Source organism: Insulibacter thermoxylanivorax (assembly GCF_015472005.1).
Classification (GTDB): Bacteria; Bacillota; Bacilli; order Paenibacillales; family DA-C8; genus Insulibacter; species Insulibacter thermoxylanivorax.
The window spans coordinates 46208-60920 of record NZ_BMAQ01000013.1; the positions used below are offsets into that span (position 1 = coordinate 46208).

At 46.8% G+C, this 14713-nt stretch carries 15 protein-coding genes; 8 read left to right on the forward strand and 7 right to left on the reverse strand.

The annotated features are described in order from the left end of the window. Positions 1–169: 169 nt before the first annotated feature. From PRECH8_RS07415 to PRECH8_RS07440, 6 genes are all read left to right on the forward strand, one after another. Complete coding sequence (locus tag PRECH8_RS07415) at positions 170–1558, forward strand: M23 family metallopeptidase (RefSeq protein WP_200966459.1); 1389 nt, start codon at positions 170–172, stop codon at positions 1556–1558. A 278-nt stretch (positions 1559–1836) separates the two neighbouring features. Beyond that, entirely contained in the window at positions 1837–2550 is a 714-nt protein-coding gene (gene yycF, locus PRECH8_RS07420) for a response regulator YycF (RefSeq protein ID WP_200966475.1), read from the forward strand. 2 nt (positions 2551–2552) lie between these two features. Then, positions 2553–4379 (forward strand): cell wall metabolism sensor histidine kinase WalK, encoded by a 1827-nt coding sequence (gene walK, locus PRECH8_RS07425; RefSeq protein ID WP_200966460.1) that lies wholly within the window; start codon positions 2553–2555, stop codon positions 4377–4379. Further along, positions 4376–5662: a YycH family regulatory protein gene (locus PRECH8_RS07430; RefSeq protein ID WP_200966461.1), complete on the forward strand. Its 1287-nt coding sequence runs from the start codon at positions 4376–4378 to the stop codon at positions 5660–5662. The genes walK and PRECH8_RS07430 overlap by 4 nt, the downstream gene beginning before the upstream one ends. Before the next feature lie 107 nt (positions 5663–5769). Further along, entirely contained in the window at positions 5770–6507 is a 738-nt protein-coding gene (yycI, locus tag PRECH8_RS07435; RefSeq protein WP_200966462.1) for a two-component system regulatory protein YycI, read from the forward strand. Next, the gene (locus PRECH8_RS07440) at positions 6508–7332 is read left to right on the forward strand and encodes an MBL fold metallo-hydrolase (RefSeq protein WP_200966463.1); all 825 of its coding nucleotides are present in this window, start codon (positions 6508–6510) and stop codon (positions 7330–7332) included. Here PRECH8_RS07440 and PRECH8_RS07445 read toward each other — a convergent pair. Then, on the reverse strand, positions 7301–7537 hold the full coding sequence (locus PRECH8_RS07445; RefSeq protein WP_200966464.1) for a hypothetical protein: 237 nt from the start codon (positions 7535–7537) through the stop codon (positions 7301–7303). The two genes, PRECH8_RS07440 and PRECH8_RS07445, sit on opposite strands and share 32 nt — an antisense overlap. Positions 7538–7666: 129 nt before the next feature. Between PRECH8_RS07445 and PRECH8_RS07450 the strand changes: the two genes are divergently transcribed. Then, positions 7667–9007 (forward strand): S1C family serine protease, encoded by a 1341-nt coding sequence (locus PRECH8_RS07450; RefSeq protein WP_200966465.1) that lies wholly within the window; start codon positions 7667–7669, stop codon positions 9005–9007. Between the two features lie 160 nt (positions 9008–9167). Beyond that, a complete protein-coding gene (gene rlmH, locus PRECH8_RS07455) occupies positions 9168–9647 on the forward strand; it encodes a 23S rRNA (pseudouridine(1915)-N(3))-methyltransferase RlmH (RefSeq protein ID WP_200966466.1) in 480 nt (159 codons plus the stop codon). Positions 9648–9832: 185 nt separating this feature from the next. Here the strand turns inward: rlmH and PRECH8_RS07460 are convergent, their stop codons facing one another. From PRECH8_RS07460 to PRECH8_RS14765, 6 genes are all read right to left on the reverse strand, one after another. Beyond that, complete coding sequence (locus tag PRECH8_RS07460) at positions 9833–10873, reverse strand: IS30 family transposase (protein WP_200966467.1); 1041 nt, start codon at positions 10871–10873, stop codon at positions 9833–9835. 150 nt (positions 10874–11023) lie between these two features. Next, the gene (locus PRECH8_RS07465; RefSeq protein WP_200966468.1) at positions 11024–12727 is read right to left on the reverse strand and encodes a DUF2326 domain-containing protein; all 1704 of its coding nucleotides are present in this window, start codon (positions 12725–12727) and stop codon (positions 11024–11026) included. After that, the gene (locus PRECH8_RS14760) at positions 12721–12984 is read right to left on the reverse strand and encodes an ABC-three component system middle component 6 (protein ID WP_371871185.1); all 264 of its coding nucleotides are present in this window, start codon (positions 12982–12984) and stop codon (positions 12721–12723) included. Before PRECH8_RS14760 ends, PRECH8_RS07465 begins: the two co-directional genes overlap by 7 nt. Beyond that, complete coding sequence (locus tag PRECH8_RS07470) at positions 12960–13589, reverse strand: hypothetical protein (RefSeq protein WP_200966469.1); 630 nt, start codon at positions 13587–13589, stop codon at positions 12960–12962. The genes PRECH8_RS14760 and PRECH8_RS07470 overlap by 25 nt, the downstream gene beginning before the upstream one ends. Then, the gene (locus tag PRECH8_RS07475; RefSeq protein WP_200966470.1) at positions 13579–13809 is read right to left on the reverse strand and encodes a hypothetical protein; all 231 of its coding nucleotides are present in this window, start codon (positions 13807–13809) and stop codon (positions 13579–13581) included. Before PRECH8_RS07475 ends, PRECH8_RS07470 begins: the two co-directional genes overlap by 11 nt. Before the next feature lie 661 nt (positions 13810–14470). After that, positions 14471–14527, reverse strand: a complete 57-nt coding sequence (locus PRECH8_RS14765) for a hypothetical protein (RefSeq protein WP_371871186.1) — start codon at positions 14525–14527, stop codon at positions 14471–14473. Positions 14528–14713 lie beyond the last annotated feature (186 nt).

Consider the following 14713-nt stretch of genomic DNA (forward strand, 5'->3'; position numbering starts at 1 on the left):
AATGCAGATGAAATTCGGGCTTCGTCCGACGAGGAGAAAGGTTTCAATTTAAACTGTTTGCGGGGAGACGGGCATGAATAATCTATGGGGAAAGATCCGGAACCACGCTTTGACCGCCAAGCTTAACTCCGCGGTAACCAGCGTTGTATCTGGACTCAATCGGCATAAGATGCCAATCATTAAAGGTGTCGCCGCAGCTGCCTTGATCGGCGGGCTGACGGTGGCAGGACATGAATATGTGAAGGCGAATACGAACGAGATCTATCATGTCTATTTTGCAGATGAACATATCGGAACGGTAAGTGATCCAGAAGTTGTAGAGGAATATGTCATAGAGAAGACGCGGGAGATCGTCGCTGCGAATCCTCACGCACATATGGTTGTGAACTCCGACGAGATCTCTTTCCAGAAGGAGAAGAAGTACAAAGGCGAGACCGATGATGAAGCAGCTCTAACGCAGCTGGCAGGGAAACTCACGGCCACGGCGATTGGCGTAGAACTCATCATCGACGGCAAAGTCTATGCAATAGTCAAGGATCAGGAGACGGTGGACCAGATCCTTGCTCAAGTGGCGAACAAGTACATACCGGAAACCGAGCAGCAACGCTCCGGTGACGTGCAGATCTTATCCGTACATAACGAAGAAGAAGAACAAGCTGAGTTAATGTCGATCGATTTCGTCGAAGAAGTGGCTACGAAGACGGTAGAGACGGATCCAGAAGCGATCGAATCCATAGAATCTGTGCTTGAGAGAATCGAGACCGGCGGTGTGAAGCCGACGAAGTATATCGTCAAAGAAGGTGACACGATCCTCGGCATAGCACGCAAGTTCGGTCTTACGGCACAGCAGATCTACGATCGCAATCCGTGGATCGTGGATGATTTCTTGCAAATCGGCGACGAGCTGGATCTGACGGTGCTGCAGCCGGATCTTACGGTGCGCACCGAGGAACAAGTGGTAGAAGAGGTACCGATCCGCTACGAGACGGAATATATCGAAGACCCGAATCTGCGCAAGGGCAGAACGGTAGTCGTTACGCCCGGCGTGGACGGTTTGAAGAAGGTCACTTATCTCGTCACGAAGATTAACGGCGAGATGATCAAGGAAGAACTGATGCATGAGGAAGTGCTGCAAGAACCGGTGAAGGCCGTGGTCAAACGCGGTACGCTTGTGGTCAAGGGCGTGGGCACCGGAAACTTCTCGTGGCCGGTATCGAATGCGAAGATTACGAGTAAGTATGGTCCGCGTTGGGGCAGAACTCACCGCGGCATCGACATCGTGTCGAAGAATCGCGATATCAAGGCTGCGGACAGCGGCAAGGTGATCTTCGCGGGCACGGAGAGCAGCTATGGCAAAGTCGTGAAGATCGATCATGGCAACGGTTATGTCACGGTGTATGCACACCTCAGCTCGATCAATGTGAAGAAGGGCGAGGCCGTGCAGAAGGGGGACAAGATCGGTGTGATGGGCAACACCGGTAACTCCACAGGGGTCCACCTGCATTTTGAGATCATCAAGAATGGCAAGCATCAGAATCCGTTAAGCTATCTGAACTAACGATTGGAATTCAACAGAACTTGGTAGAAGGAATTTTCTCAGAAGGGATTTATCTATAGATTACTTATAGAGTTAGTTGGAAATAGGAGAAGAGACTCATCCTCTTAGGGCATCGAGTTAGGTGCCGGGAGGAGGGTCTCTTTTTTGATATGTAATTTCACCCGCAGGCAGAATGACCAGGTGTTTTATGATAATATGAAAGAAATGAAACTTCTTGGAGCATGGTCGATTAATTATTAGATATAAAGATTAGGGCAGGTGTTATAAGGGTGGTCTCTCTGGGGCGTATATTAGTGGTCGATGACGAGAAGCCAATCGCAGATATACTGAAATTTAACCTTGAGAAAGAAGGCTATGAAGTAATCTGTGCCTTCGACGGCGATACGGCGGTTCAGCTGGCTTACTCGGAAGAGCCGGATCTGATCCTGCTGGACTTGATGTTGCCCGTTAAGGACGGGATGGATGTATGCCGAGAAGTACGTATGCAGTCCAATATTCCGATCATCATGTTGACAGCTAAGGATACGGAACTGGATAAGGTGCTGGGGCTCGAACTCGGAGCGGATGATTATGTGACGAAACCGTTCAGTACGAGGGAGCTGTTGGCCCGGGTGAAGGCCCATCTCAGACGTCTGAACAAGGTGCGGGAATCTGCGGCGGCTGTTGAGCCCAAGAGCAACCAGCTGAGGGTACATGAATTGACCGTAGATGTGGACACCTATATCGTTTACAAGAACGGTACAGAGTTGGATCTTACGCATCGGGAATTCGAGCTCTTGGTCTACCTTGTTCGCAACAAAGGGCGTGTCATGACGCGGGAGCATCTGCTGCAAGCCGTATGGGGGTATGAATATTTCGGCGATGTGCGGACCGTCGATGTGACGATCCGGCGCTTGCGTGAGAAAATCGAAGATGATCCGGGCAAGCCGGAATATATCATCACGCGCCGCGGTTTGGGTTATATGCTGCGGAATCCGAAAGCCGGTGGCTGATGATGCGCAGGACGAGTTTTTTTCATACCATTCAATTTAAAGTCATCATCATCTTCGTGCTGTTGATCCTGTTCGCGATGCAGCTGATCGGAGTCTATTTCTTGCGCACACTGGAAAATTCTTTCATAAACAATTTCTCTGAATCCCTGCGCAACCAGGCTGCGATCCTTGCGAACTATGTACAGCCCTATCTGGCTCCCGGCAACGAGGGACAGAACGAACAGCAGATCTATCAGGAACTGGACGCGATTATTAACAATTTGAACACGATCAGCGGTGCGGAGATTCAGGTGATCGATTCCACAGGGGTTGTGGTCAGCGCTTCCTCCCAGCTGCCGCGCTCGATTATCGGGCAGCGCAATTCGCAGACGGAAGTGACGAGGGCGCTGCAAGGCATCCGCATGAATGAGAAGGAGATCATCGACTCGAACGGGATCAGGAAGAAGACGATCGCCATACGCGTCGGTGAAGGCGGACAGGTCTATGGGGCTGTCTACATGGTGGCATCGATGGAGGAACAGTTTGAGACGATTAATAATATCATCGGTTTCTTCATGTACGGGACGTTCTTCGCCTTGGGAATGACGGTGCTGCTCAGCATCATCCTGTCCAACACGATCACCAAGCCGATCAAGGAGATCACGAAGCAGGCGACGGAGATGGCCGAGGGGAACTTCAGCCGCAGCGTTGCTGTGAAGAGCAGCGATGAGATCGGTCAACTGGGCGAAGCTTTTAACTATATGAGCAAGCGCCTGCGAGAAGCGCTGGCCTCGAATGAAGAGGAGAAGAAGCGCCTGGCTTCGATCCTCTCCAATATGAGCGATGGTGTGATCGCTACGGATGATGCGGGCCGCGTGATCGTAATGAATCGGCGGGCGGAACAGATCCTCGATCTGACGGCGGATGAAGCGATGGGCAAGCCGATCAGTGAAGTGCTGGGGGTCACACTGGAAGAAACATTGGAATACACCTTGGGGCAGGATGTCAGCGTCTTACTGCACAGGGAGAAACGCGATGAAGAGATCGTAAATGTGCGCGTGAACTTCACAGCGATCCGCCGGGATGAAGAGGTTACGGGGATCATCGCTGTGCTGCACGATGTCACCGAGGAGGAGAAGATGGAGAACTCCCGCCGCGAATTCGTCGCGAATGTATCCCATGAACTTCGCACGCCGCTTACCACGATTAAGAGTTATCTGGAAGCTCTGGAGGACGGGGCGCTGGAAGATCCGGAACTTGCGAGACGGTTCATCGGTGTGACGCGCACCGAGTCCGAGCGGATGATCCGGTTAGTGAATGACCTCTTGCATCTGTCGAGATTTGATTCCCATCAGGCGACGATGTTCAAAGAACCTGTCGAGATCCAAGAGATGTTGGAGGAGGTCATCGATCGCTTCTCCTTCCAACTGCAGCAGCGGGATATTCGAATCAACCTGAATATCGAACCGGGTATGCCATTAGTATCCTGCGATCCGGATCAGATCGATCAGGTGTTGGACAACTTGATCTCCAATGCGATCAAGTTCTCCTATGAAGGAGGTCTGATCGAGGTGACCGCTCGTCAATTGGATCAAGAGTTTGTCCAAATATCGGTGAAAGACTCGGGAATTGGGATCCCGCAGCGGCATCTGGAGCGGATCTTCGAGCGTTTCTACCGGGTGGACAAAGCCCGTTCACGCAACATGGGCGGAACGGGACTTGGATTGTCTATTGCCCGGGAAATAGTCAAAGCCCATGGCGGAACGATCCATCTGGATTCAGAGATGAATAAGGGAACAACAGTGGTCTTCACCCTGCCTCTGCATCGAGAGGAGGGAGCAGCGGTATGAAGGAACGGTTTAAGTCATGTCTGCTCTTCGTGCTGGTCGTCACAAGTTTGATCCAAACCTATCTGCTCGCTTACAGCAAGCCGTATTATGAACTTGTGGATGAAGCGGAATATATTCAGCCGGAATTGATCGGGACGCGCGTCGAAGCAGCGGATCTGATCTATCCGAATGATATCGTGCTCCACCTCGGAGAGGGAGAACATGTCGTCTTGTATCCGCAGAATGTGTTCTATGAGGAAATTTTCAATAAAGTCCGCATGAGGAGCGTGGGCGGATTCCGGCAGATCGAGCGGCGATCCGTTGACTGGGCGTCCCTTAGGGATCAGCATCACGGAGTGGAGATTCGCTTCCATGGGCAGATCCCGGCGCCGATCCTGGAGAACATCATGCAGATCGACGGGGTGTTCCCAAACAGTGAGGAATCCTTCGACAAGATCTGGATCGCAACGAATGAGACTGGGGAAGAGGTGCGCACCTTCTTCTTCAATACCAGAGACGGTGTGATCTATGAAGTGACAAGAGCGGACCTGACGAGCAAGGACGTGGAGCAATTCGTCGGCTTCGGCGAACAGTATCAGCCGAAGTACACGGCTCTGCCCGTTGGCAGCAGCGGCCGGGCGCTGTATGTGCCGCTCAGCGATCTTGAGATGGTGCGGTTTAAAATGCAGATTGACACCTTTACTCCGGAACAGCTGCAGAACAACCTGTTCGTCAATCCGGGAATCACGAGAAAGCTGATGGAGCGGGACGGCACGGAGATCTACACCGACGGCAAACGGGGGCTGCAGATCGACCATGATCGGAGATGGATGAGTTATTCCGATCCGATCGCCCCGATCAATATGGCGACGGATCTGCCGAATCATCTGCTCTCCGCCGTGCAGTTTGTGAATCAACACGGCGGATGGAACGGCACCTTCCGCATCGAGACCTATGCGGGGGCGACGGATCAGGAATATATCTTCCGCCAATATTACGGTCAATATCCGATCATCGGTCTCTATCCGCAGTCCTTCGGTGTGATCCGTGTTGTGATGAACGGCGGGATCGCCAATCTCTATGAGCGCAGCCTGGTTTCGATCGTGCATTCAGGAGCGGAGCGGGAAGAAGCCCATCTTCCGGGAGGCGATCTGCTGCTGGAGTTGTTGCGCAATCATTCGAACATGATCCTGATGGACAGGATCTATCCTGCTTACCAACCCGTTGTCCACGATGATCATATCGTGTTGACGCCGGTTTGGATCGCCGAATTCGTCAATGGGACGAAAGAGATTCTATTCTAAGACATGCGCAGTAAGGTATAGGCGAAGGCGCAGAACTGCAAGCGCCGCTGCAGCGTTGTGTTCATCAATGGGCGTTGTATTCTTTGCGATAAAGCGAGGGTTGATCTATGGAGTGGGGACGGGCGAAGTCGATCCTAATCTTAGCGTTTCTCATGTTGAATCTGGTACTTGGATACCAATTATGGGACAGCAAGCTAAAGTTTTCTAATGAAAGAAACGAAATCGAATTGATCGCCGATGAAGTGCTGTCGATCGCCGCCGGCAAGAATATCACAGTAGACGCTAGAGTGCCTCGTGAGACGCCGCGGATGAACGAGATTACGGTCACCTTCGGGGAAGAAGGGATCATCGGAAGGCAAGGCCTGTTCGATCCGCCCGTTCCTTATCATGCGCTGATGACAGAGGGTGAGCTGTGGGATCAGATCCGCGTTCATATCCCGAATCTGGATCATTATCAGATCGATCCCCATACCAGCGGTTCAGGCAGCATCATCTTGCATCAGTTGACCGGCGGCTATCCGATGTTCGATGTGAGGCTGGAACTGCAGTATGAGAACCAACAGATCGTGTCTTATAAACAGCATGTCGTGAATATATTAGAAGGCGAAGAGGCGACGGAGCAGAAAGTGCTCTCTGCTTATCTTGCGATCGGCCGTCTGGTAGAGAACTATCTGGAACCAGGCACCGTGATCACCGATGTTCGGCTCGGTTATCACGGACAGATCTTTAACTCAGAGACGCAGGTATTGGCGCCGATGTGGCGTATTATGACTAGTGATGATGAGATGTACTACGTACACGCAATAAACGGTTCAGTAGAGACACCAAGTAAGGGGATAGAGTAGATGGGGTTAAGATTCTCAGTGCTGGCCAGCGGTTCAACGGGCAATGCATTATTGATAGAAAATCGCGAGGTCAGGCTGTTAGTCGATGCAGGATTAAGCGCGAAGAAAATCGATCAATTGCTCGCTTCCCGCGAGCGGGACGGATCGCGAATCGACGGCATCTTGGTCACGCATGAACATTCGGATCATATCAAAGGAATCAGTGTATTCGCCAGGAAATATCAGATCCCGGTCTATGCGAATGAGAGGACATGGCAGGAGCTGGAGCGCCTCCTGCCCAAAAGCGAGTTCATCGAACGACGCGTCTTCCGCACAGGGGAGCGCTTGGACTTCGGCTCGATGACCGTTGAATCCTTCGAGACCTCCCATGATGCGGCGGAGCCCGTCGGCTACCGCTTCCACTCCGGGGATCAGATCTTAAGCCTGGCTACCGATACCGGTTATGTCAGCGATAAGATGAAGGCTTTGCTGGCGGATTCCGATGTGCTCATCTTAGAGGCCAACCACGATGTGGAGATGCTCCGCGCCGGCAGCTATCCATGGAATGTGAAGCGGCGGATCCTCAGCGATAATGGCCATCTGTCCAATGATGCTGCGGCGGAAGCGCTGTGCGATATGCTAACCGGCCGCATCCGCCGCGTCTATATGGCGCATCTAAGCCGCCATCATAATCTGTTGGATCTAGCGAGATTGACGATGAGCAATATCCTGCAGGAACGAGGTTTCCAGATAGGCGCTGCGGGTTCCATGAATGCGAAAGGCGTGGTTCTGATGGATACGTATCATGACCGTCCTACCGAGTGGGACGATCTGCTTCTCGCTTAGGCGGCTTGATTGGGTTGCCGGGCATGGCCAATTGATCCAGCTGTTTGATCTTGCGATCGAGATCATCGGTGGTGAGCAGGTTCTTCTCGACTAAGAGTTCGACAATCGCGCTTAAGAGCAATGTATTGCGATAATGTTGATCCTTGAGATCCGCAAGTTTGCCGATGATGTCCACTTCTTGGAAAACCCGGTGGATGTGATTCATAAGATTAGGACTCCTTTCAATTGATAGATTGCTGCCTCGTTTAAGAGAATCTGTATTACTAGTCTAAGCAGCAACCCGGCAAAACATTCCTGATTCTATGAAAATATTTGTTAGGAAGGGGGAACAAGCATGGGTTTGTTCCAGGATGATTTCTATTCTACGAAGCCTTCCAGAGCGGCTGTAAACCGCCGCAGGCGCATGCGGATCGAGCCGCTGCGGTTGCCAGTCCTGCTCTTCATCATCGGTCTGGCCCTGATCCTTGCGCAGTTGACCTTGGGATCAGCAGCGGAGGATCAACCGGTAAGCGGTGAAGTGCATCTGGAGCTGCCAAGTGATGTCGACAGCAGCGCCGCGTACGATCAGAATGGGGATGAAGATCCAGAACCAAGCACAGGAGAGCGCGCGGTGCACGCATCGCAGGAAGAAGATAAGGACGTACACGGGCACCCGAACCATGGGGACAGCAGCTCGGCCGATGATTCGGTTGAGGGAATCGATGAGATCAGCTATCGGAGTGACATCGCGCGGGCGACGGCTCAGGTCTACGATGCCGTTGTCAGCATTGTCATGAAGAGCGAAGAGGAGACCGTGGATTGGGATAAAATCTACGCGATTGGCTCAGGCATTGTCTTCCGTATAGAAGGGGATACTGCCTATATCGTGACCAATCACCATGTAGCCGCTGCGGCGGAGGATCTGGAGATCGTCTTGGCCGATGGGCGGAAGAAGGCTGCGGAGCTGATCGGCAGCGATGCGATCTCTGATCTGGCCGTCTTATCGACGGACGCGGAGGGCATCACGAAGACGGCGGTATTCGGAACTTCTTCGAATCTCCAGATCGGTGAGCCGGCGATTGCCATCGGCAACCCGCTTGGGCTGGGGCATGCGCATACGATCACATCAGGCATCATCAGTTCGACCCAGCGCTCGATTCCGGTATCCCTAAGCGGCAGCGGGGTGCTGGACTGGGAGATGGAAGTGCTGCAGACCGATGCGGCGATCAACAGCGGCAACAGCGGCGGTGCTTTGATCAATATCAACGGCGAAGTGATCGGCATCAATACGATGAAGATCGCTTGGTTCGGGGTAGAAGGCCTGGGCTTCGCGATACCGATTGATCTGGCGGCGCCGATCATCGAGGAGCTGGTCGAGAAGGGACGTGTGAGCCGGCCGTATATCGGGATCGGAGCGGTTAATCTCCGCGATTATACGGGAGAAGATCCGCTCGATCTGCCGGAGCAAGTGAAGGCAGGCGCGGTAATCTTGAGCGTCGATGGCCCGGCGAAGAAGGCGGGTCTGCGCAAGCATGATGTGATCGTACGTCTCGATGATACCGCTGTGAATGATATGATCGATGTGCGCAAGTATCTCTATAATCATAAGGGGATCGGCGAACCGATCAAAGTGACGCTCTATCGGAACGGCCGGGAACGGACGTATGAATTTGAATTAGGCGAGATGCCGGAATAACAGGGGGTTGCGATGGAAGAGCTCGTTAGGAAAGGAGATCGAGCTCTTCTCTGTCATTGGGATCATTCTGGACAGCCTATCATTCTGGGCAGCCTATATGGAAACCGCATGGATATAGATCAGATGAACGAAACAATCGGTAATAATGGAGATTAGAGGTATGAATATACAGATCATTGCAGTCGGTCGATTAAAGGAGAAGTACTTGGTCGACGGGATAAAAGAATACATGAAGCGGCTTGGTCCCTATGCCAAAGTAACGGTGCATGAAGTCGCCGATGAGAAAGTACCGGAGACGCTGAGCGCCGTACAGGAGGAGCAGGCCAAGGAGCGGGAAGGGGAGCGCATCCTGGCTCTGATCAAACCGGATACGCATGTGATCGCTCTGGCGATTGACGGGAAACTCTGGTCCTCTGAAGAGTTAGCAGAGCAAATCGAAAGCTTGGCCACCTACGGACGCAGCCAAGTCGCTTTCGTCATCGGCGGCAGCCTCGGTTTATCACAGGCAGTGTTGCAGCGCGCTGATCAGAAGCTCAGTTTCGGCCGTCTAACTTACCCTCATCAGCTGATGCGATTGATCCTTGCAGAGCAGATCTACCGGGCATTTAAGATTATCCGGGGAGAACCGTATCATAAATAGGTGATGGGTATGCTTAAAATAAATAGCCCGCAGAAGAATAGAGGGCTTGTCATGGATATGTAATAACGGATCCTGGGGATCCGTTGAGGCATGTACACGATAAAGGAAAAGTGAACATATTTCAAATGATATATTAAATTGCAAGAATAAATGCAACAGATCACGATAACCCATAATATGTAAGTTTAGACGACTGATTTCAACTCTTCTTGATAAGCTTCGCTTGGGGAGCGATACCCTAGTATTTTTCTGGGGAGCGTATTGCACCAGTTCTCCACATAGGCAATGAGTGTCTCATCGATGTCGTCAATGGTCTTGCCCTTGGGGATGAATCTACGGATCAATCCATTGTGGCGCTCGTTCGTCCCCCTCTCGCTTGAAGTGTAAGGATGAGCGTAATACACTTGTTGATTAGTATCGTCGAGAGCGTGGCTCAACTCACTGAATTCGGAGCCGTTATCAGCAGTGATCGTCTTAAACACTTTAGAGAATATAGGGCCATACGTTTGCTTAAGTGCCTGGAGAGCTTGCTTCACACATGTTGCTGTCTTCTGGCCGATCTTAAGAATATGCTCATGACGCGTCTTTCGCTCTGTTAAGGTGAGAAGAACAGCTCCCTTTGCTCGAGTACCTAGTACGGTATCGATTTCCCAGTGCCCGAATTCCTCACGCTCATCGATATGGGCTGGACGCTGTTCGATGCTTGTTCCGAGAACCTTCTTGTGCTGACGTACACGTTTTATCTTTGTGTTTCGGGACACCTTCAGAGGGAGGTCGATGTTCTTCACAGGAAGCAATCCTAGATCGATATAACGATACAGTGTTTTCGTGCAAACTGTGGTATTCTCGAACAGCTTCTGAGCCTTCACATAGCCGTATACGGCGTCAGGAGACCAATGATCCTTTTGCATCTTCTCCACAGCGAATTGGATGAATTCAGAGGCCTCTGCGAGCTTGTATTTCGCGCCACAGCGAGAACGATTCTTCTCATAGACGGCTTGTCCAGTGTCAGGGAAATAAACCGGACGTTCGGTTAGATCTGATCGTCTTTGTGTGACGCTGCCACGTTGGAGTTCTCGTGATATCGTTGACTTATGACATCCGATTTCATCAGCAATTTCCTGGAGTGTTTTGCCTTGCTTGTGCAGGGCTTGGATTTTACCACGATCAAATGCTGTAAGGTGTTTAAAGGTTCGTTTCTCTGTGTTATGATTGGAGCGAGCCATTGGTAATTCCCCCTGTTATGGATTGGTTTGCGAGACCTAATCCTTACATCGGAATTACCGTGGCTTTTATTGATATTTACTTGTTGCATTTAATTTTACAATGAACCAATTTATTCCAACCTACTGAACAAAATTATTATTCCTTTAAACCTAGTTTAGCCTAAAAAATTTATTATCCGAACTTAGCTCCAAGACTTTTGCACTTTCTAAAATATTTTGATCAACCTTTCCAACACGTTCCCGCAAAATAGGAATTATATATTGACCTTCGATTTCATTACAAAGCTCAAATATGCTTTTTAATTGATTGATATGTGTATTTTCCAATTTGTCATGAATTACAAACTGTGGTACTTTAATACCTATTTCATGTGCAAATTTCATATATGCCAAGTCAAAAGCAACTATCACTCCTTTTTTCATGCCTGTCCCGACCCTGCCCTTAAACCAATCCAACATGACAGGGAACTTTTTCTTTTTCTTCCAATCTCGATCATAAACAAACCAATATTTCTCACCATACAATTTTTCACAGTATGCCGAGAAATATTCATTAAATTTGGTGACTTTCTTAGTAATATTATCCGGCTCCATTTGTTCACTTATTTTTTTAACTTTTTCTGATAATTCTTTTATTTCGTTATTAACACCTTCCATGATTTTTATAGATTGGTTTATCTCGCCTTTTTCGACGTTCAACTTTTCGATTTTTGTATTTAGGACATTTAATTCTTCCAAGAGACCCTCGTCCAATACTTCTATCGTCAATCTTTTTTTCTCTTCAAGCACTTGATCTCTTTGTGATAGGAGCGTATCAAATTCCTGTGTTTTCGTTTCAAGTTGCGTCTTAATGAAATCAATCCGATTTTGAATCATCGTATTATGAAAATTTACAAGTGCATCAAATGTTTTATCTATGTCATTAACATAAGCCTTAGCTTCACTATAAAGATGTTGTAACTGCCTTAAATCAATATTGCTTTTTTCATTTTCTAACTTACTAATACTTTTGTTAAAATAAGATATTTCGAATTCCAGAAGTTGCAACTTTTCTTCTAGTAAATTTAGTTTTGATGCTAGAGTCCTTCGTTTTTCAAGCTCTTCTTTATATGTGTCAATATAATTTAAATGCTTCCTTTTTTCGATAAGCTCAGCTAATTCCTTCTCAACCAATTGATATTTTTGCTTTAGACTATCAAGAGATGAAATGTTTTCATCTTTCTCAAGCAGTTTTTGCTTATTTTCACACTCTTTCAACCTATTTGAAAGTATATCCTTCTCACTCAACAAATCGTTGCTAAGAATATTAAGTAGAAACAAATAAATCGTATCATATGTATCGGCGGAAGTATTCGGTAAAAATGTAATGATGCTTTCATCTGTCGAATCGTTCAGCCGCACAAATTTTGGGATTAACTGTCGTAATGTTGGGTATGGTTCTTTCAAATCAAAAATAATTTCTTTGAGTTTTTCCCAAAACTCTTCTTGAGGATATTCCTTACCATTAATTATTCTTTTTCCTCTATTATAAAGCTGCCGAATTATTCTTACCTTTTTACTTTCTCTTCGTAAAACTAATTCAGCTTCAATTTTATAATCGTTAAGCAATTTTTTTATATCTGTGTTTTCGCTTCTCGTATCCGGATCATAATAAAGGGATCTAACTGACTTTCCCCCTAAACATAGGTCAATAATTTTTAGCGCAGTAGTTTTACCTACATTATTACCAGTATCTTGAGAACGATTACTTGTATTATCCAAGATTAAACTTAATCCCTTAGCATTAAAGCGAATGTCTCGAATTACTTCTATAGTCGGCACAGTTTTTCTGACAATTAACCTTTCAATTAGCATAATACAATCCTGTCCTCATCAAGTTTTATTAGAGACACCAAAAATAGCCAATCGAGTGCATAGTATAGAAAATCAACATGTAGATTCTTATCGATTTTTGCTCGGATATTTTCGAATAACTGCTCGATAGGCATCATCTTACCGTTTATTTTTAGTTCATCTAAAATAACCGCCCCAATATAGTACAACGAATATTTAGGTTCTCGATCAACATTAATGATCATAATTTCACCTAAGGCTTCTCCAGTATTTTGCATTTTTCAAAAGCATAACAAACTACTCTAATTAAACCATCTTCAATATCTTCAAAATAAATATTTGCTGGTTTTTCATCAATTATTCTTTTTTTTAGATCTTCCTTAACCATGTCAATAATATAATCAGAATACTGTCTAATAATTTCAATCTCATCAATATTGTCATCTATATGTTCGAAAAGCAACTGTTCCTTATATTTGTTGTAAAGGTGTCTAATGTCCTTTAATATCCGACTCTTTGATCCGATAATCTGATTATCAACAATATTGAATGCCTCATCACATATCCGACTATAATGACTGAACTCTAAAATAATTGATTTGTATCTTCTTACATTGTTGTGAGTAATCTTGGTAGGTACATTATATGGCTTTAGATCTTCTGGATTAATCCTATATCGTCTATCCAACTCTTCTTCTGGCAAAATAGTCAGGTTAGCAAGAACTTCAACTATCTTCGAAATTATTGAAGGCATTACTGAATGTTTTTGAGGCATATTTAATATGTATGTATTATTTTCAACAGGACCAACAATGGTTCCAGCCATTATGCCGTTATTGTTACCAATATTATCTATTGAAGTTTCTGGCTTTTTACTTAGCATTATTTTTTATCCCCCCTGTTACAACACCTGCCATTACTCCGCTGTTATTACCATTGTTATTTAGGCTAATATCACCATTAACCTTACTCCCAATAACCTCGCCTGCTTGTATCTTCAAACTTAACCTCTTCACTTCATTTTTTGCTTTGACAGCAACAGTGCAAGAAATAACTGTAGCTATCATCGATACTAGACTTATAATAAACATGATAATATCCATGAAGATCTCCCCCAATCAAAAATAAGACCAAGGATACTTTCTCCAATTTATTACAAAATCCTTCTTCATTCGAAAGAATTTTTATATCGTTTACTTTATTATTTTTAGCTTATTAAGTGCGGAAAAGTATCGAGCGCACAATCTAAACATAAAAATACACGATGTTCTCACACCTTACTTAAGTGAGAACATCGTGCAGTTCCAGTAAATTAGGTAAATGCGGCTTTGAGATTTACTTACGAATGAGCGACACACAGCATTCAACATGTTTCGTCTGTGATTTCAATGTAGACCTTGAGTTTCACCGTCAGTTGGGTTATGATTTTACGATTTATTAAATGGCTCGCTTCACTTGAATGACCTTTCCTTCAGACATGCAGAGTATAAAAGCGATTTCTTCGCTCAAGTCGAATGGTAAGGTTTTAGAGTAACTGGTGGTATGGGGAACCGTATCATAAATAGAGGCAAAAATTGTTGAAGATAAGGTGGAATTTTATTGTCGGAAGCGGGTATTGGCTGTGGATAATCAGATTCATTATCCGCTTCACGACACAACATGTGGATAATTATAAAGGTTTTAGATATGTTGACCTCTGTAAAATCGAATTCAAGTTCAATGTTTTTAATGGTTCTTGATTTTCCTGTCTATTTAATTGTAAGTTTATCGACAGCTCCCACAAAATGGACAGTACTCTAAATTATCTTCCAAAATTATCATCCTTTCTTAATTTATTAAACATTAGACCTTACGGAATTTAATGCTCAGATTAATCGATTAATTATAAATAAAGTAATTATCCCGAATTGACTGACGATTACGCCGGCAACGCGAAAAAACTCTTGCCGGAACCGAGTGATCGTGTACCGGCGATCTACCGGCTCACAGCAATCCGCTTTGAACCGT

Excerpts from the sequence above, each read along its gene's own strand:
- PRECH8_RS07415 (WP_200966459.1), top strand. The coding sequence starts at position 170 with ATGCCAATCATTAAAGGTGTCGCCGCAGCTGCCTTGATCGGCGGGCTG.
- walK (WP_200966460.1), top strand. The coding sequence starts at position 2,553 with ATGCGCAGGACGAGTTTTTTTCATACCATTCAATTTAAAGTCATCATC.
- PRECH8_RS07430 (WP_200966461.1), top strand. The coding sequence starts at position 4,376 with ATGAAGGAACGGTTTAAGTCATGTCTGCTCTTCGTGCTGGTCGTCACA.
- yycI (WP_200966462.1), top strand. The coding sequence starts at position 5,770 with ATGGAGTGGGGACGGGCGAAGTCGATCCTAATCTTAGCGTTTCTCATG.
- PRECH8_RS07440 (WP_200966463.1), top strand. The coding sequence starts at position 6,508 with ATGGGGTTAAGATTCTCAGTGCTGGCCAGCGGTTCAACGGGCAATGCA.
- PRECH8_RS07445 (WP_200966464.1), bottom strand. The coding sequence starts at position 7,537 with ATGAATCACATCCACCGGGTTTTCCAAGAAGTGGACATCATCGGCAAA.
- PRECH8_RS07450 (WP_200966465.1), top strand. The coding sequence starts at position 7,667 with ATGGGTTTGTTCCAGGATGATTTCTATTCTACGAAGCCTTCCAGAGCG.
- rlmH (WP_200966466.1), top strand. The coding sequence starts at position 9,168 with ATGAATATACAGATCATTGCAGTCGGTCGATTAAAGGAGAAGTACTTG.
- PRECH8_RS07460 (WP_200966467.1), bottom strand. The coding sequence starts at position 10,873 with ATGGCTCGCTCCAATCATAACACAGAGAAACGAACCTTTAAACACCTT.
- PRECH8_RS07465 (WP_200966468.1), bottom strand. The coding sequence starts at position 12,727 with ATGCTAATTGAAAGGTTAATTGTCAGAAAAACTGTGCCGACTATAGAA.
- PRECH8_RS14760 (WP_371871185.1), bottom strand. The coding sequence starts at position 12,984 with ATGCAAAATACTGGAGAAGCCTTAGGTGAAATTATGATCATTAATGTT.
- PRECH8_RS07470 (WP_200966469.1), bottom strand. The coding sequence starts at position 13,589 with ATGCTAAGTAAAAAGCCAGAAACTTCAATAGATAATATTGGTAACAAT.
- PRECH8_RS07475 (WP_200966470.1), bottom strand. The coding sequence starts at position 13,809 with ATGGATATTATCATGTTTATTATAAGTCTAGTATCGATGATAGCTACA.